General features: G+C 62.2%; 15 protein-coding genes and 1 pseudogene. 10 read left to right on the top strand and 6 right to left on the bottom strand.

Annotation, left to right across the window (positions count from 1 at the left end; genetic code table 11):
* Positions 1–86: 86 nt before the first annotated feature.
* The gene (locus ACTJKL_RS21160) at positions 87–1,277 is read right to left on the bottom strand and encodes an aq_1923 C-terminal domain (RefSeq protein WP_100672148.1); all 1,191 of its coding nucleotides are present in this window, start codon (positions 1,275–1,277) and stop codon (positions 87–89) included.
* A 183-nt stretch (positions 1,278–1,460) separates the two neighbouring features.
* Here ACTJKL_RS21160 and parC point away from each other — a divergent pair, with 183 nt between their 5' ends.
* Positions 1,461–3,737 carry a DNA topoisomerase IV subunit A gene (gene parC, locus ACTJKL_RS21155; protein WP_100672149.1) on the top strand — a complete coding sequence of 759 codons (2,277 nt, stop codon included), beginning with the start codon at positions 1,461–1,463 and terminating at the stop codon, positions 3,735–3,737.
* Positions 3,738–3,896: 159 nt separating this feature from the next.
* A complete protein-coding gene (locus ACTJKL_RS21150; RefSeq protein WP_100672150.1) occupies positions 3,897–4,235 on the top strand; it encodes an ArsR/SmtB family transcription factor in 339 nt (112 codons plus the stop codon).
* A gap of 83 nt (positions 4,236–4,318) precedes the next feature.
* On the opposite strand, the gene ACTJKL_RS21145 is transcribed toward ACTJKL_RS21150, so the two are convergent.
* The 4 genes from ACTJKL_RS21145 to hemB all read right to left on the bottom strand — a co-directional run bounded on the left by ACTJKL_RS21145 (position 4,319) and on the right by hemB (position 7,664).
* Complete coding sequence (locus ACTJKL_RS21145) at positions 4,319–5,224, bottom strand: DMT family transporter (RefSeq protein WP_324763201.1); 906 nt, start codon at positions 5,222–5,224, stop codon at positions 4,319–4,321.
* A 3-nt stretch (positions 5,225–5,227) separates the two neighbouring features.
* On the bottom strand, positions 5,228–6,007 hold the full coding sequence (locus tag ACTJKL_RS21140) for an arginyltransferase (RefSeq protein ID WP_100672152.1): 780 nt from the start codon (positions 6,005–6,007) through the stop codon (positions 5,228–5,230).
* Positions 6,008–6,102: 95 nt separating this feature from the next.
* Positions 6,103–6,567, bottom strand: a complete 465-nt coding sequence (locus ACTJKL_RS21135; RefSeq protein ID WP_440853717.1) for an RDD family protein — start codon at positions 6,565–6,567, stop codon at positions 6,103–6,105.
* Positions 6,568–6,650: 83 nt separating this feature from the next.
* Complete coding sequence (gene hemB / locus ACTJKL_RS21130; RefSeq protein ID WP_440853716.1) at positions 6,651–7,664, bottom strand: porphobilinogen synthase; 1,014 nt, start codon at positions 7,662–7,664, stop codon at positions 6,651–6,653.
* 180 nt (positions 7,665–7,844) lie between these two features.
* Here hemB and ACTJKL_RS21125 point away from each other — a divergent pair, with 180 nt between their 5' ends.
* From ACTJKL_RS21125 to ACTJKL_RS21095, 7 genes are all read left to right on the top strand, one after another.
* Positions 7,845–8,282 (top strand): DUF6163 family protein, encoded by a 438-nt coding sequence (locus ACTJKL_RS21125; protein ID WP_100672273.1) that lies wholly within the window; start codon positions 7,845–7,847, stop codon positions 8,280–8,282.
* 130 nt (positions 8,283–8,412) lie between these two features.
* Positions 8,413–8,925, top strand: coding sequence for a transcriptional regulator LdtR (gene ldtR, locus ACTJKL_RS21120; protein WP_018094721.1), 513 nt, complete (start codon positions 8,413–8,415; stop codon positions 8,923–8,925).
* Between the two features lie 423 nt (positions 8,926–9,348).
* The gene (locus tag ACTJKL_RS21115) at positions 9,349–10,680 is read left to right on the top strand and encodes a L,D-transpeptidase family protein (protein ID WP_100672155.1); all 1,332 of its coding nucleotides are present in this window, start codon (positions 9,349–9,351) and stop codon (positions 10,678–10,680) included.
* Between the two features lie 184 nt (positions 10,681–10,864).
* Positions 10,865–12,160: a serine hydroxymethyltransferase gene (gene glyA, locus ACTJKL_RS21110; RefSeq protein WP_018094723.1), complete on the top strand. Its 1,296-nt coding sequence runs from the start codon at positions 10,865–10,867 to the stop codon at positions 12,158–12,160.
* Between the two features lie 12 nt (positions 12,161–12,172).
* Complete coding sequence (gene nrdR, locus ACTJKL_RS21105; protein WP_003529310.1) at positions 12,173–12,646, top strand: transcriptional regulator NrdR; 474 nt, start codon at positions 12,173–12,175, stop codon at positions 12,644–12,646.
* A 17-nt stretch (positions 12,647–12,663) separates the two neighbouring features.
* Positions 12,664–13,848 (top strand): bifunctional diaminohydroxyphosphoribosylaminopyrimidine deaminase/5-amino-6-(5-phosphoribosylamino)uracil reductase RibD, encoded by a 1,185-nt coding sequence (gene ribD / locus ACTJKL_RS21100; protein WP_440853715.1) that lies wholly within the window; start codon positions 12,664–12,666, stop codon positions 13,846–13,848.
* On the top strand, positions 13,849–14,469 hold the full coding sequence (locus ACTJKL_RS21095; RefSeq protein ID WP_440853714.1) for a riboflavin synthase: 621 nt from the start codon (positions 13,849–13,851) through the stop codon (positions 14,467–14,469).
* A gap of 85 nt (positions 14,470–14,554) precedes the next feature.
* Here ACTJKL_RS21095 and ACTJKL_RS21090 read toward each other — a convergent pair whose 3' ends face one another.
* Complete coding sequence (locus ACTJKL_RS21090; protein ID WP_440853713.1) at positions 14,555–14,905, bottom strand: hypothetical protein; 351 nt, start codon at positions 14,903–14,905, stop codon at positions 14,555–14,557.
* A 561-nt stretch (positions 14,906–15,466) separates the two neighbouring features.
* On the opposite strand from ACTJKL_RS21090, the pseudogene ACTJKL_RS21085 reads away from it, so the two are divergent.
* A pseudogene (locus tag ACTJKL_RS21085) lies at positions 15,467–15,696 on the top strand (IS110 family transposase); the annotation flags it as partial.

Here is a 15,696-nt window from a genome sequence, read left to right as displayed (position 1 = left end):
TGCATCATATCATCGATCGGGCGGATGAAAAAAACCCCGGCGACAAGGCCGCCGGGGGTCAGCATGTGGCCACGCCATAAGCGCCATCAGTCGTTCGCCGTCACCTTGACGCCGAGCACGGACGGGACGGTGTTGGGAGCCCCCATTGCAGCCCCCATGATCATCGGGAACGGCACGGGCTTTTCCGGCTCAGCGCTGATCGTCAGGCTCTTCGGATTGTCGAGAAAGGCGCTGACGGCGCTGGAGACCTGGTTCTGCAGCTCCGGGATATTGAGCTGCGCCATCATGATCGGCACGAGCCCCTTCAGCGATTGCGCCAGCTGTTCGCCGGTGACGCCCTGCTGGCTGCCGGCGTAGTCGAGCGCCTTTTTCGTGATTGATGCATCGTCGAAGCGGATCGAGGCGCTATTGAAGGTAAGCTGCTGCATCAGGCCGAGCATCGCCAGTGCCATCGCCTGATCGGCTTCCTTCTTGTTCGGGTTGGCCTCAGCCGCTTGGGCTGCCTCCTGCAACGACTTCATGAATTGCAGCGTATAGCCGGACAAGTCCATGGCGATATTCAGCCGGCCGACATTCTTGAAGTCCAGCGCGTATTCGTCGAGGGCAAGGTTGCCGGTTTCCAATTCCCAACTGCCCTTCATCGTGACTCCGCCATCGAGCGTCGTCAGCCCAAGCTTCTCGACCGCTTCCTTGGTCTTGGCATCCTCGATTTGCGACAGATCCGCCTTGATTCCGGCAAGCGTCGCGTCGAAGTCGAAGCCCGCATCGTTTTCCTGCCGCGTCAGATTTGTTTCCGTGCTTTCGGCGGTGAAGACGTTCTTGCCTTTGACGTTTACGGTCATAGGGCCGGTGCCGGCTGTTTCGTAAAGCAGGATGTCATCGATCGTGGTACCGGCCGCGTTGCCCGGAATGGACAGGCCGCCGATAGAGATGTCCTTGACCGAGAAGCTTGAATCCTTGTCACTGACGGCGATATCCGGGAAGGAGACGGTTTCGGCATAGTAGCCGCCGTCCTTTTCCTCGACGCCTTCGAACGTCACCTCGCCTATGTCGATGGACGTGCCGGGCTTTGCCACCACCTGCAGCTTCATGCCGGTGACCGTCACCACGTCGCCGTCGGCCTCCGCCTTGTCGTAGGTCACCGAAGTGCCGTTGGGCGACGTCGCCGCATTGAGCTTTTGCATCATGTCCGCGCCGTCTAGGGCCATGGCCGGCCCGGCGAGGGTAAGGAGGGCGGCGCTGGCCAGCATCAGGCGGACTTTGCGCGTATGTATCATTGGAGTTCCTTGTGAAATTGTTCTGATTGCGTCGATCATGCCGGGACGATACGCAAGCGCCGTTCTGCCGCCAAGTGCAAACTCGTGCGGGGGCAGGCCAGGGATCACCCGCCGGTGACGTTCTCCACAGTGGCATAGCCCGGAATTCTTGCCGTCCCGCGCCTGTTGAGGTAGCAAGGACATATGGGACAAAGCCTTTTGCCGCCGTCTGGCGGGGACGACAACATTCAGCCGGTTGACCTGAAGGCGGCGCTGGAAGAGCGTTATCTGGCCTATGCGCTGTCGACCATCATGCACCGCGCGCTGCCGGACGTTCGCGACGGCCTGAAGCCGGTCCATCGCCGGATCATTCATGCCATGAGCGAGATGGGCCTGCGGCCCAATTCCTCGTTCAAGAAATGCGCCCGCATCGTCGGCGACGTCATCGGTAAGTTCCACCCGCATGGCGACCAGTCGGTCTACGATGCGCTGGTGCGCCTCGCGCAGGACTTCTCCCAGCGCTATCCGGTCGTCGACGGCCAGGGCAACTTCGGCAATATCGACGGCGATAACGCTGCCGCCTACCGTTACACCGAAGCGAAAATGACCGAGGTCGCAGCCCTCCTTCTGGAGGGAATCGACCAGGACGCGGTCGATTTCCGCCCGACCTACAACGAGGAGGACCAGGAGCCGACCGTGCTTCCCGGTGCCTTCCCGAATCTGCTCGCCAACGGCGCGTCCGGTATCGCCGTCGGCATGGCGACCTCCATCCCGCCGCACAATGCGCATGAGCTCTGCGACGCGGCGCTCCATCTCATCAAGCATCCGGATGCGACGGTGGAGGATCTGCTGTTCGATCCGGCCAATCCGCAGCGCGGCGGCATCGAAGGGCCGGATTTCCCGACCGGGGGCGTGATCGTCGAGAGCCGCGCCAGCATGGCCGAGTCCTATCGGACCGGCCGCGGCGGTTTTCGGGTCCGGGCACGCTGGGCGGTAGAGGATCTTGGGCGCGGCGGCTTCCAGATCGTCGTCACCGAAATTCCCTATCAGGTCCAGAAGTCCCGCCTGATCGAAAAGATCGCCGAACTGCTCATCGCACGCAAACTGCCGCTTCTCGAGGACATCAGAGACGAATCGGCAGAGGACGTCCGCGTCGTACTGGTGCCGAAGAGCCGCTCGGTCGATGCCAATATCCTGATGGAATCGCTCTTCAAACTTACCGAACTCGAGAGCCGCATTCCGCTGAACATGAATGTGCTGTCGATGGGCCGCGTACCGCGCGTCATGGCGCTCAACGAGGTGCTCAGCGAATGGCTGGCGCACCGCCGGGAGGTCCTGCAGCGGCGCTCGCGCCACCGGCTCGCCGCAATCGATCGCCGGCTCGAGATTCTCGGCGGCTATCTCATCGCTTATCTCAACATCGACGAGGTCATCCGCATCATCCGCGAGGAGGATGAGCCGAAGGCCGTGATGATCGAGCGCTTCGGGCTCACCGATGTCCAGGCCGAAGCGATCCTCAACATGCGGCTGCGCTCGTTGCGCAAGCTCGAAGAATTCGAGATCCGCACCGAGTTCGACGCGCTGTCGAAAGAGAAGGCGGAAATCGAGGCGTTGCTCGCCTCTGGTGACAAGCAGTGGCAGGCGGTCGCCTGGGAGATCGGCGAGGTCAAGAAGAAATTCGCCAAGGCGACCGAACTCGGCAAGCGCCGCAGCACCTTCGCCGACGCGCCTGACGCGGATGTCGAAGCCATTCAGCAGGCGATGATCGAAAAGGAGCCGATCACCGTCGTCATCTCGGAGAAAGGCTGGATCCGGGCCTTGAAGGGGCACATCGCCGATACGTCTTCGCTCCAGTTCAAGGATGGCGATGGCCTGAAGGTTTCGTTCCCCGCGCAGACGACGGACAAGATCCTCATCTTCACGACGGGCGGGAAGGCCTACACGCTTGGCGGCGACAAGCTGCCCGGCGGGCGGGGCCACGGAGAACCCTTGCGCATCATGGTCGATATGGAGAACGACCAGGACGTGCTGACGGCCTTCGTGCACGATCCGGCACGCAAGCTCATCGTCTCTTCCACGGCCGGCAATGGCTTCGTCGTCACCGAGAGCGATATCGTGGCCAACACGCGCAAGGGCAAGCAGGTGATGAACGTCACCATGCCCGACGAGGCCAAGCTCGTCGTTCCGGTCAAGGGTGATCATCTCGCCGTCGTCGGCGAGAACCGCAAGATGCTCGTCTTCCCGCTGGTCCAGGTTCCCGAGATGGCACGCGGCAAGGGCGTGCGTCTCCAGCGCTACAAGGATGGCGGCGTTTCCGATATCCGTTCTTTCGCAATCGCCGAAGGGCTTAGCTGGGAAGACAGCGCCGGCCGTGTCTTCACCAAGACCAGGGACGAATTGATCGAGTGGATGGGTGATCGCGCCGGTGCCGGGAGGGTCGTCCCGAAGGGCTTCCCACGGAGCGGCAAATTCAGCGGCTAGATCGGTACCACCGGGCTTGCAAGGGCGGAGCGTTCGTGGATCAATGTTGGTGGATAGCCCCGGGCCGGTGTCCTCGCTATCCCGAATGTCGCTGCAATTCCTTGATCTCCTGCATGTCCCCTAGATCGGCTCCGATTCGAGCAACCATGCGGCGGCGAGATGAACGCGATGACCTCGGCTCTTGACGATACATTGCTGGCGCTGGCCGATCCGATGCGCCGCCGCATATTCGAAGTCCTGTTTGCCGGCGAGACGCCTGCGGCGAGTATCGCTGCGGCCATCGGCATCGGGGAGGACGTCCTTTCGGGGCATCTTGCCGTTCTGGAGACAGCCGGGTTGGTTGCCCGGCGGTGGAATGGCGGGAAAGAACTCGTCAAGGCCGATCCTGCGCCGCTCGAGATTGCCGCGGAGTGGATCGACACCAATCGCGAGCTCTGGGCGATGCAGTCGCAGATGCAGGAATCCTCCAGGGATGAAGGGTCGCCCGAACAGCGATAGGAGCCCGAACGGCGACGTAAAGTCGTCGCTTCGCATGCTCGGTGCGAAGCGCCCCTTCTCCGGCAGGCGGATGAGGCGCTATCCTATCCCGCAATTTCCACGCAGGCGATGCGCGCCCTGGCCGCCTTGATCCGCATCTGCCAAAACGAATGGCCGAGCAAAGCGAGAATGAGGATCGTGCCGCCGAGGAGCGTTCGGTTCGTCGGCGTCTCCGCAAAGACGATCCATACCCAGATCGGCGCCAGAATGGTCTCCAGCAGGTAGAACATGCCGACTTCCGGCGCGGAAAGGTAGCGTGGCCCCGTCGCCAGACAGAAGAAGGCAAGCGGGATCATCACCAGTCCGTTGAAGAGGATGTAGGCGGGTTCGGCGATCGCGAGGCCGCCTGACGGCAAAAGCATGAAGCCGGCGATTGCCGGGAAGACCGCCGTCGTCAGCGGCACGAGCGACATGTCGCGGCCGCTGGCGCGGCTGATCGTGATCGCGCTTGCGAGCAGGAAGGCCGAGGATGCCGCCATCGCGTCGCCGAAGAGATGCCCGCTTTCGAGTCCGTCGCTGACGATCACACCGACGCCGACGAGCATGACCGCCATCGTCAGGAAGGTGGCGTTGGAGGGGCGCTCCCCGAGAAATATCCAGGAGAGGATCGCCGCGAACATCGAAGTGAACGCCAGTATGAAAACAACGTTCGCGGTCGATGTATTGAATACGGCGAGCAGGAAAGTGAAGGAGTTGATGCCGTAGAAGAGACCGGCGATCAGGCCGGCCTTTCCCGGGATCAGGGCGACACGGCGGCCGAGCAGGCGGTTGATCACCACCCATGTGGCGAGCGCGGCGAGGAAGGTCGAGAGGCTGCGCACGGCAAGGATCGACCAGACCTCGCCATCTGCCGACCGGATCAGCGGAATGTCGAAGGAGAGCGCAAGGCCGCCGAGGCCGGTGATGGCAAGGCCGCGCCGGTGCCGGGCGGCGTCAGTGGATGGGGTCAATTTTCAATCCGTGGCGGGTTTGGTGGAATCGTGCTCGCCAGAATAGCGCTCCCAGCCGCGGGCCATAAGGTGCTCTTGCGGCAAAAACTTTGTCTTATACCCCATTTTACGCGATCCCTTGACCCAATAGCCGAGATAGACATGCGGCAGACCGCGTTCCTTCGCCCGGCGGATATGATCCAGAATCATATAGGTGCCGAGGGAACGCTCGGAGAGAGCCGGATCGAAGAAGGAATAGACCATGGAGAGGCCGTCGCTCATCCGGTCTGTGAGCGCCGTGGCGATCAGGGGGCCTCGCGCCTTGTCGTTGATGCCGTCGCCTTCGACCCGCAACCGGTACTCGATGATCTTCGTGTGCACATGGGTATCCTCGACCATCATCGCGTAGTCGAGCACCGACATGTCGGACATGCCGCCTTTCTGATGGCGACAGTCGAGATAGCGCCGGAAGAGATTGTACTGCTCGCTCGATGGCTCGGCCGGATATTCCGCGGAGACGATGTCGCCATTGGCCGCAAGTACGCGCCGCATGGATCGCGTCGGCGCGAATTCGTTGGCGAGTATGCGCACGGAAATGCACGCCCGGCAGGTCTCGCAGGCGGGGCGGTAAGCGATGTTCTGCGAGCGGCGGAAGCCGCCCTGCGTCAGCAGGTCGTTGAGCTCCGGCGCCCGCTCTCCCACCATGTGCGTGAATACCTTCCGTTCCATCTGGTTCGGCAGATAGGGACAGGCTGCCGGTGCGGTCAGGTAGAACTGAGGAGACGGTGCGGTCTGCGTGTTCATCGAGCGGGCGGATCACTCTTCGTGCGGTTGCTCATCGTAATAGCATGGCCGAAGAATGGAAAACGTCAACACACTCGTTCGGCGTAACGGTCCCGTCAGTACATGTCGCGCCGAACGGCCACGGTGCCGATCAGCAGGTCGTGCAACAGCCGGCCACGGTCGGTGAAGAGGCCGATCAGCAGGATGAGCGGCGTCAACAGCGCATTGGCGATCCAGAATATCGCCAGATGGACGATTGCCGTCAGGAAATCCATTGGCCGACCATCCGTCCGGGCGATCGCCACGCCCATGATCCTCATACCGGGTGATGCCTGCTCGCGGCCGCCGACGGTCAGTCCGAAATAGAGCATCGCCACCAAAGCGAAGAGGACCGGGTAGAGGAGAAAGCCGAGGCCGAGCGTCAGTATGCCGAGGAAGAAGACCACGACGGCCGCCGGTATCCACAGCAGCGCGACGATCAGGTAATCGATGATGAAGGCGAATATCCTGCGTGAGAATACGCCCTGGTAGGCGCGCCAGTCCTCGCTCGGAAGCCTCAGTTCTTCATTATGCATGCTCATGCGCGTGCCCCAAAATTGCTATCCACCCAAGATATGGGGAGCGAATGCGGTAAAACAATGCACTGGCCGGTCTGCTGCCGGCGTCAGCGTTTCGCAAGAGTGCGAGCCACGTCGACGGCAAAGTAGCTGAGGATACCGTCGCAACCGGCACGCTTGAAGGCGAGCAGCGTCTCAAGCATCACCCGCTCCCCGTCGATCCAGCCATTGGCGGCGGCAGCCTTGATCTGCGCGTATTCGCCGGAAACCTGATAGGCGAAGACGGGCAGGCCGAAGGCTTCCTTCATCCGCCAACAGATATCGAGATAGGGCAGGCCGGGCTTCACCATCAGCATGTCCGCGCCTTCCTCCACATCGAGTGCCGCATCGCGGATCGCCTCCGTGCCGTTCGACGGATCGATGTAATAGGTCTTCTTGTCGCCCTTGAGCAGACCGCCCGTGCCGATCGCCTCTCGATAAGGGCCATAGAAGGCGGAGGCGAATTTCGTCGCATAGGACATGATCCCGACATTCTGGTGGCCGGCAGCGTCGAGCGCCTCGCGGATCGCGCCGATCCGCCCGTCCATCATGTCGGAGGGCGCGATGATGTCGGAGCCGGCGTCGGCCTGAATGACCGCCGCCCTGGCGATCGCCTCCACCGTCTCGTCGTTGACGATCTCGCCGCCCCGCAGGATGCCGTCGTGCCCGTGGCTGGTAAACGGATCGAGCGCGACATCGGTGATGATCCCGATGTCGGGTACGGCGTTTTTGATCGCCCGCGTCGCCTGATTGATCAGATTGTCGGCGTTGAGGCTGTCGGACCCGGTCTCGTCGCGAAGCGCCATTTCGATATTGGGGAAGGTGGCGATAGCCGGGATGCCGAGGCCGGCCGCCTCCTTCGCCGCTTCGACCGCCTTGTCGACGCTCATGCGGTTGACGCCGGGCATCGCAGCGATCGGCTCGGCGATGCCGCTGCCGGGCACGACGAAGATCGGCCAGATCAGGTCGTCCACCGTCAGTCGGTTCTCCCGAACCAGCCGGCGTGTCCAATCCGCCTTGCGGTTGCGGCGCATGCGGCGGTGTCCGGTGATCCTGTCCACAAGATTTGTCCTGTCGTTCATCGCGCCGCGTCCCTCTTTCCTGATCGTGCGTGAAGGCGGTTTATCACGCGCCTTCAGGGGTTGAAAACCCGCATCGCCAGCCATTGGCCTGCGGCATTTCTTCCGCCCGTCGAGTACATCGCGGCGCATTCCCGTCCTTCGCGCTGGTGGTTCGCTGACGCCCGGCCTATCTTGCCGGCCATGCTTCATGATTCTGTTCACGTGCCGAAACCGTCGCTCACCGAGGTGCTCTTCGCCTGGTTCCTGCGCCTGGTCGGTGCGTCCTGCTTCTGGTTCGCATTGAGCTATTGGGCCATGCTGATCGGCTTTTCCCATAGCGGCGCGGGCCGTTTCGATCTTCTGTCGCCGGAGTGGCGCGCGGCCGCCACGGCACTTGCAGTCGTCTACCCGGTCGCCGCCATTGGGCTCTGGCTTCTGGTCTCCTGGGGGCCGGTCGTCTGGGTGGTTGCCGCCGCGACGGAGATCGTCATGGACAAGTTCTATCCCGGCATCCTCGGCCACCGTCCGTTGCTGATCGTGCTCCACGGATCCGTCGCCGTCACTTTCGTGCTTTTCCGCGCCGCGCTGCTCTATCAGCGGCTGCGCCAGGTACGGAAGGTAAGGGTTGATTCACCCTGAGACAGGCTCGGTCGGCGGTAAGTTCATGTTAAGGCTGCGGTTTAAGTAGAATTTTATACGTATTCGATAGGGTCTCACTCAAGGCGGGAAGACAAAGAGACACCGCCAAACGAAACAGTGAGGCACGAAAATGAACACCAAGATGAAGCCGCAGGTTGTTGCGCCCAGAGACCCGCAGGAAGAAACCATCCGTGGTCTCTACATGGAATCCCTCCACCTCGTCGAGCGCCTGCATCGCCGCCTGCTCGACGTCATCAAGGACGAGTTCGACCGTCAGGGACGCAGCGACGTCAATGCCGTCCAGGCTCTGCTCCTGTTCAACATCGGCAACTCCGAACTGACCGCCGGCGAACTTCGCTCCCGCGGTTACTATCTGGGCTCGAACGTTTCCTACAACGTCAAGAAACTCGTCGATCTCGGCCTGATCAACCACCAACGCTCGCGTGTCGACCGCCGTTCGGTTCGCATCAGCCTCACGGAAGACGGGCAGGAGATCGCCGAAACCGTCGCCAAGCTTTATGAGCGCCACATCGGTTCGATCCAGAAGGTCGGCGGGATCGGCAGCGACGAGTTCACCCAGATGAATAAGCTCCTGCAGCGTCTCGACCGCTTCTGGAACGATCAAATCCTCTATCGCCTTTAATCGGGCATACCCCTCCAGTCTCAAGGGTCGGGCGCAATCCCTGCGTGTCCGACCTTTGCTGCATTTCACGCCATGGAGTTGCAGCGCCACGCCCCGCCGACGGGCGCGGAGACACGAATTGGCCATATTGCTGTGACAGCGACGCTTGGGTGCGGCAGATGCGCAATTGCGTCCATGTGACGGAAGTCGGTTGCGCGGCTCGCCTGCCGGGGCGGCTCTTGTTCGCGGGAACGTGAAGCGATTTGAGGGCCGGGTGGCACGCGGGTTTACCTTTGTTAACCATAGCCGTGCTAATGCATGTCGCCCAGAAGCGCAGATCGGTTTTGGGACGCGACTTGCATGAATGCAAAGACGTAAAGCGCATCGCGTAATGCGCTTTAGGGCTCGGGCAGCGCGCTTCTGGCGCATTGAGACGGTGGGACTATGTCGAAAAAGAACGGAATTGATGCTTTCTCGCGCCGCGCATTTCTGCGCTCGGCCGCAACCTTCGGTGCCGCCGCATGGGCAGGCGCCGCCGGCGCCCAGGATGCGCTGAACGAAATCATCAATTCGCCGCGCCGCGGCTCCTGGGACGACCAGTTCGATGCGAAGGCTTCGCGCACGGCTACTGCGGTCCTCTCCAACACGCCGGTCTTCGGCCCTGAAACGATCGCACATTTGCAGCAGGCGATCTTCGATTATCAGCAGATCGCATCCGCCGGAGGCTGGCCGATGGTCACGCCTGCGAGCACCCAAAGGCTCGAAATCGGCGTTACCGATCCTTCCGTCCAGCAGTTGCGTCAGCGCCTGATGATCTCCGGCGATCTGCCGCAGTCTGCCGGCATTTCCTCTTCCTTCGACTCCTACGTCGACGGCGCGGTCAAGCGCTTCCAGGCGCGCCACGGCCTTCCGGCCGACGGCGTGATCGGCGAATATTCCCTGAAGGCCATGAACGTCGACGCCTCGACCCGGCTCGCCCAGCTCGAAACAAACCTCGTACGGCTCCAGTCGATGTCCGGCGACCTCGGACGGCGCTACGTCATGGTCAACATCCCTGCGGCCTATATCGAAGCAGTGGAGAACGGCCGCGTCGCGTTGCGCCATACGGCCATCGTCGGCAAAATCGACCGCCAGTCGCCGATCCTCAATTCAAAGATCTACGAGGTCATCCTCAACCCCTACTGGACGGCGCCGCGCTCGATCATCCAGAAGGATATCATGCCGCTGATGCGCAAGGATCCGACCTATCTCGAGCGCAACGCGATCCGCCTTCTCGACGGCAACGGCAACGAAGTGTCGCCGGAAACCATCGACTGGCAGGCCGAGAAGGCGCCGAACCTGATGTTCCGCCAGGACCCCGGCAAGATCAACGCGATGTCCTCGACGAAGATCAACTTCCACAACGAGCACGCCGTCTACATGCACGACACGCCGCAGCAGGGCCTGTTCAACAAGCTGATGCGCTTCGAATCGTCCGGCTGCGTGCGCGTCCAGAACGTGCGCGACCTCTCCACCTGGCTGCTCAAGGAAACGCCCGGCTGGGCGCGTCAGCAGATCGAGGCGACGATCAAGTCCGGCGTCAACACGCCGATCAAGCTTGCCGAAGAGGTCCCGGTCTACTTCACCTATATAACCGCCTGGTCGGCAAAAGACCGTGTCGTCCAGTTCCGCGACGATATCTACCAGCGCGACGGTGCGGCCGAACTCGCGCTGCAAACGACGACGGGGATCGAGCAATCTGCCGGTCCCATCGACGCAGACGCCCTGCCGCAATAAGCAGAGAAGCCACATTCCTCATCACAGGCCGCGCGTTCCACGAACGCGCGGCTTTTTCAATTGGAGACGGCTGTGCGAACCCGGCGCGGCGGATGGCGGAAATGACGCAATCCGCATAGCGGATATTGCTCTCCGCGTGCGAGGAAGCTAAAGAACAGCCACCCTTCAGAGGAGCCTCGAGCCGATGCTTTCACAGACCAACGACGCTTTCTTCACCCGCTCTCTCGCCGACAGCGATCCGGAGATCTTCGGTGCGATCGAGAAGGAGCTGGGTCGCCAGCGCCATGAGATCGAGCTGATCGCCTCCGAGAACATCGTTTCACGGGCCGTGCTCGAGGCGCAGGGCTCGATCATGACCAACAAATATGCCGAGGGTTACCCGGGCAAGCGCTATTACGGCGGCTGCCAGTATGTCGATATCGCCGAGGAACTCGCGATCGAACGCGCCAAGAAGCTCTTCGGCGTCAACTTCGCCAACGTTCAGCCGAATTCGGGCTCGCAGATGAACCAGGCGGTCTTCCTGGCACTGCTGCAGCCGGGCGACACCTTCATGGGCCTCGACCTCAATTCCGGCGGCCACCTGACGCATGGGTCCCCGGTGAACATGTCGGGCAAATGGTTCAACGTCGTTTCCTACGGCGTGCGCCAAGACGATCACCTTCTCGACATGGACGAGGTCGCCAAGAAGGCGCGCGAGCAAAAGCCGAAGCTGATCATCGCCGGCGGAACGGCCTATTCCCGCATCTGGGACTGGAAGCGCTTCCGCGAGATCGCCGACGAGGTGGGCGCGTGGCTGATGGTCGACATGGCGCACATTGCCGGTCTCGTGGCCGGTGGCCAGCATCCGTCGCCGTTCCCGCATTGCCACGTTGCGACGACCACCACGCACAAGTCCCTGCGCGGACCCCGCGGCGGCATGATCCTTACCAATGACGAGGAAATCGCCAAGAAGATCAATTCCGCCGTCTTCCCCGGTCTCCAGGGTGGTCCGCTGATGCATGTGATTGCCGCCAAGGCAGTCGCGCTTGGCGAGGCGCTGCAGCCCTCCTTCAAGGATTATGCGGCCCAGGTCGTCAAGAACGCCCGCACCCTTGCCGAAACCTTGAAGGCCAACGGCCTTGACATCGTCTCGGGCGGTACCGACAACCACCTGATGCTGGTCGACCTGCGCAAGAAGAACGCGACCGGCAAGCGTGCCGAAGCTGCTCTCGGCCGTGCCTACGTCACCTGCAACAAGAACGGCATTCCCTTCGACCCCGAAAAGCCCTTCGTCACCTCCGGCGTGCGCCTCGGTGCACCGGCCGGTACGACGCGCGGCTTCAAGGAGGCGGAGTTCAAGGAGATCGGCGAACTGATCGTCGAGGTGCTCGACGGTCTCAAGGTCGCCAATTCCGACGAGGGCAATGCCGCAGTCGAGGCTGGCGTGCGCGAGAAGGTGATCAAGCTCACCGACCGCTTCCCGATGTACGGCTATATGTGATCGGACGGCTGCATGCGCTGCCCCTATTGCGGTTCCGAAGACAGTCAGGTGAAGGATTCCCGTCCGGCAGAGGACGGGAACGCCATTCGCCGCCGCCGCATCTGCCCGGATTGCGGCGGCCGCTTCACGACCTTCGAGCGGGTGCAGCTGCGTGAGCTGATGATTATCAAGAAGACCGGCCGGAAGGTTCCTTTCGACCGGGATAAGCTGCTGCGCTCCTTCGAGATCGCGCTTCGCAAGCGCCCGGTGGATCGCGACCGGATCGAACGGGCGGTGTCGGGCATCGTCCGCCGGCTCGAAAGCTCGGGCGAAACCGAAATTCCCTCGGAGGAAATCGGCCTTCAGGTGCTCGAGGCGTTGAAGAGCCTCGACGACGTTGCCTTCGTGCGCTACGCGTCTGTCTATCGCGATTTCTCCCATGCGGAAGATTTCGAAAAGGTGATTGCCGAGATAAGCGCCAAGATTGCCCGCGATCCGGGCGAATAGGCCGGAGACCACGGGGTATGGGCGAGCCGACACGTGAAGACGAACGTTTCATGGCGGCGGCGCTGCGGCTTGCAAGACGCAATCTCGGCCTGACCTCCACCAATCCCTCGGTCGGCTGCATCATTGTCAACGAAGGCACGATCGTCGGCCGCGCCGTGACCGCCCCGGGCGGGCGGCCGCATGCGGAAACACAGGCGCTTGCTGAGGCGGGCGAACAGGCGAGGGGAGCCACCGCCTATGTCACTCTCGAACCCTGTTCGCATCATGGCAAGACCCCGCCCTGCGCGGATGCGCTGATCGCTTCGGGGATCGCCCGTGTCGTCGTTTCCATCCTCGATCCCGACGAACGCGTTGCCGGCCGCGGGGTGGTGATGCTTCGCGATGCGGGGATCGCCGTCGACATCGGCACGCTCCATGAAGAGGGCGGGCGCGTGCTCGAGGCTTACCTCATGCGTCAGCAGAAGAAACGTCCGCATGTGACTCTGAAACTTGCGGTTTCCGCCGATGGCATGATCGGCCGGAAAGGCGAGGGGCAGGTGAGGATTTCCGGTGCCGTCGCTCGCGCCCAGGTGCAGATATTGCGAGCCGAGACGGACGCGATTCTTGTGGGTATCGGTACGGCCGTTGCCGACGATCCGCAACTCACGGTGCGGATCCCGGGACTGGAGGAGCGCTCTCCGATCCGTATCGTGCTCGACCGCCGGCTCGATCTGCCGCTCGACTCGAAATTGGTCCGCACGGCGCGCGACGTTCCGCTGATTGTGGTTGCGGGTGATGCAGGATTCCCTTCTCCCCGCATATGGGGAGAAGGTGCCCGAAGGGTGGATGAGGGGCAGCCAGGCAGCGCGCAGATGCCTCTCTCTGCGCTCGCGGAGAAAGAGGTCGATTACGACGCCAGGCGAGCTTACCTCGAAGCGGCAGGAGCCGAGCTGCTGAACGCCGATACCATCCCCGACCTCCTGGCCGCCCTTGCGTCCCGGGGCATTTCCTCCCTGCTCGTGGAGGGTGGGGCCCGGGCGGCGCGTTCGTTTCTCGATGCGGATCTGGTGGACCGAATCCTGCTCTTCACCTGCCCGCCGGCGATTGGCGAAGGCGGCATTCCGTCCCCATTTCAGAGGACGTCGGTGCCGGAGGGCTTCACGCTTCGCCGCGCGGCGCGATACGGCGACGATCTGTTCGAGGACTATGAGAGAGAAAGCTGAATGTTCACAGGCATCATCACCGATATCGGCACGGTCGAGAAAGCTTCACCCCTCAAGGAAGGCATCAAGCTTCGTGTCGCCACCAATTACGACCCTCAGACCATCGATCTGGGCGCCTCCATCGCGCATGCCGGCATCTGCCTGACCGTCACGTCACTGCCGGAAGCGGGCAGCAACGAGCGCTGGTTCGAGGTCGAGGCATGGGAGGAAGCGCTGAGGCTGACGACGATCGCCGACTGGCGGGCGGGGACGCGCATCAATCTCGAGCGCTCGCTGAAGATCGGCGACGAACTGGGCGGCCACATCGTGTCCGGCCATGTCGACGGCAAGGCGGAGATCCTCGCGGTCGAAGCGGAGGGGGAGGCGGTGCGCTTCCGCCTCAGGGCACCCGAACATCTCGCGAAATTCGTCGCCCCCAAGGGCTCGGTGGCGCTCGACGGAACGTCGCTCACCGTGAACAAGGTGGATGGCGTCGAGTTCGACGTATTGCTGATCCGTCATTCGCTCGAAGTGACGACCTGGGGCGAACGCAAGTCCGGTGATCTCGTCAATTTCGAGGTGGACACGATGGCGCGCTACGCGGCGCGATTGGCGGAATTCCCGGCTCCCAAGGACGAATAACGTCCGGCCGAAAGAAATCGCCCGTCAAAAAAGTCCGCCCCCGAAATGGGGGCGGACGAGTTTGTCGGGCAGCCGGCCGAAAACATCAGCGCAGATAGATCGTCAGTCCGCCATCGGCCGCCTGCGTCGCCGCGGCGACGTTGTCGAGTTCGACATTGCGTGCCCTGAGCGAAGCGAGCAGCGGTCTGTTGGCTTCGACGGCGGCTCGCAATGCGGCGCGCTGCCCCGGTGTCGCCTCGTCGACCCGCATACGGGTCTGATTCAGACGGCTCAACGTGTCGACATCGACGACGCGGAAATTGTCGCCCTTGAAGGTGCGCACGGTCTGGTCGATCCGGTCAGGCCAGTTCATTTCGACGCTCGCCGCCTGGGAGATGCCGGCGAAGGTAAGGGCGGAGAGGGTGGCGATGACGGAGATTTTCGCAATGCTGTTCATTGTCATGCTCCTTTGGTTTTGCGGCTGCCCCCGGTGACGATCGGTCCGTAGATCTGCCACGGCCGTTTTGCTTCTCTGAGGCGCAGCCTGCAGGCCAGCACGGGTCGTTTACGGGTGATGTCACCCGCAGCGAAGAAAGCTGGACCGTTTCGACTGGTTGGTACTGCGCCTTGTTCGCGTCCGACTGGGATCTCGCGCCGTGCCAACGGTCATGAAAGTGGACCGGAATGTGGCCGTTTCGGTGGCGTAAACGGCTGAAAATAATTAAGAATTGTTCATCTTCCGCTTCTGTGATCCGCGCGGCGCCGTAGGAAGCTTTCCTGGAAGTGCTTTAACGCCTGTTGAGAATGGGCCACCGCCGCCGCTTGTTTGATCGCCTCATTCCTGTGCTTGTCACAGGAATCCAGCCAGACCAAGTCCTTGGGCTGAAAGAACGCTTCCCGCGCGCGGACGCGGCGCTGCTCTCATCCCTGTGACGAGCACTGTTGGGGTGGACGGCTCCCAACGGCATCGCAATGTGCCAGAGTGAGTCGTTAAGATCTCAATCGAGGGAGACCGTCCGTGGAGCAGATTATCCGAATTGGCATGGATACGTCAAAGAGCGTTTTCCAGTTGCATGGAGTGAACGCCGCCGAGCAACCGATCCTGCGCCGGAAGCTGACGCGCAAGGAAATGGTGAAATTCTTCCAGAAGGCGGCACCGACCAGTATTGCGCTGGAAGCGTGTGGTGGTTCCCACCATTGGGCCCGACTGCTGCGTTCCTTCGGCCATGAGGTGAAATTGATCGCGCC

The sequence above is a fragment of the Sinorhizobium sp. 22678 genome, assembly GCF_052044265.1.
In the GTDB taxonomy this organism is placed as follows: Bacteria; Pseudomonadota; Alphaproteobacteria; order Rhizobiales; family Rhizobiaceae; genus Sinorhizobium; species Sinorhizobium meliloti_A.
This window is presented reverse-complemented; position numbering and strand designations above follow the sequence as displayed.

Excerpts from the sequence above, each read along its gene's own strand:
- glyA (WP_018094723.1), top strand. The coding sequence starts at position 10,865 with ATGCTTTCACAGACCAACGACGCTTTCTTCACCCGCTCTCTCGCCGAC.
- ACTJKL_RS21160 (WP_100672148.1), bottom strand. The coding sequence starts at position 1,277 with ATGATACATACGCGCAAAGTCCGCCTGATGCTGGCCAGCGCCGCCCTC.
- ACTJKL_RS21115 (WP_100672155.1), top strand. The coding sequence starts at position 9,349 with ATGTCGAAAAAGAACGGAATTGATGCTTTCTCGCGCCGCGCATTTCTG.
- nrdR (WP_003529310.1), top strand. The coding sequence starts at position 12,173 with ATGCGCTGCCCCTATTGCGGTTCCGAAGACAGTCAGGTGAAGGATTCC.
- ACTJKL_RS21125 (WP_100672273.1), top strand. The coding sequence starts at position 7,845 with ATGCTTCATGATTCTGTTCACGTGCCGAAACCGTCGCTCACCGAGGTG.
- ACTJKL_RS21090 (WP_440853713.1), bottom strand. The coding sequence starts at position 14,905 with ATGAACAGCATTGCGAAAATCTCCGTCATCGCCACCCTCTCCGCCCTT.
- parC (WP_100672149.1), top strand. The coding sequence starts at position 1,461 with ATGGGACAAAGCCTTTTGCCGCCGTCTGGCGGGGACGACAACATTCAG.
- ldtR (WP_018094721.1), top strand. The coding sequence starts at position 8,413 with ATGAACACCAAGATGAAGCCGCAGGTTGTTGCGCCCAGAGACCCGCAG.
- hemB (WP_440853716.1), bottom strand. The coding sequence starts at position 7,664 with ATGAACGACAGGACAAATCTTGTGGACAGGATCACCGGACACCGCCGC.
- ACTJKL_RS21140 (WP_100672152.1), bottom strand. The coding sequence starts at position 6,007 with ATGAACACGCAGACCGCACCGTCTCCTCAGTTCTACCTGACCGCACCG.
- ACTJKL_RS21095 (WP_440853714.1), top strand. The coding sequence starts at position 13,849 with ATGTTCACAGGCATCATCACCGATATCGGCACGGTCGAGAAAGCTTCA.
- ACTJKL_RS21135 (WP_440853717.1), bottom strand. The coding sequence starts at position 6,567 with ATGAGCATGCATAATGAAGAACTGAGGCTTCCGAGCGAGGACTGGCGC.
- ribD (WP_440853715.1), top strand. The coding sequence starts at position 12,664 with ATGGGCGAGCCGACACGTGAAGACGAACGTTTCATGGCGGCGGCGCTG.
- ACTJKL_RS21150 (WP_100672150.1), top strand. The coding sequence starts at position 3,897 with ATGAACGCGATGACCTCGGCTCTTGACGATACATTGCTGGCGCTGGCC.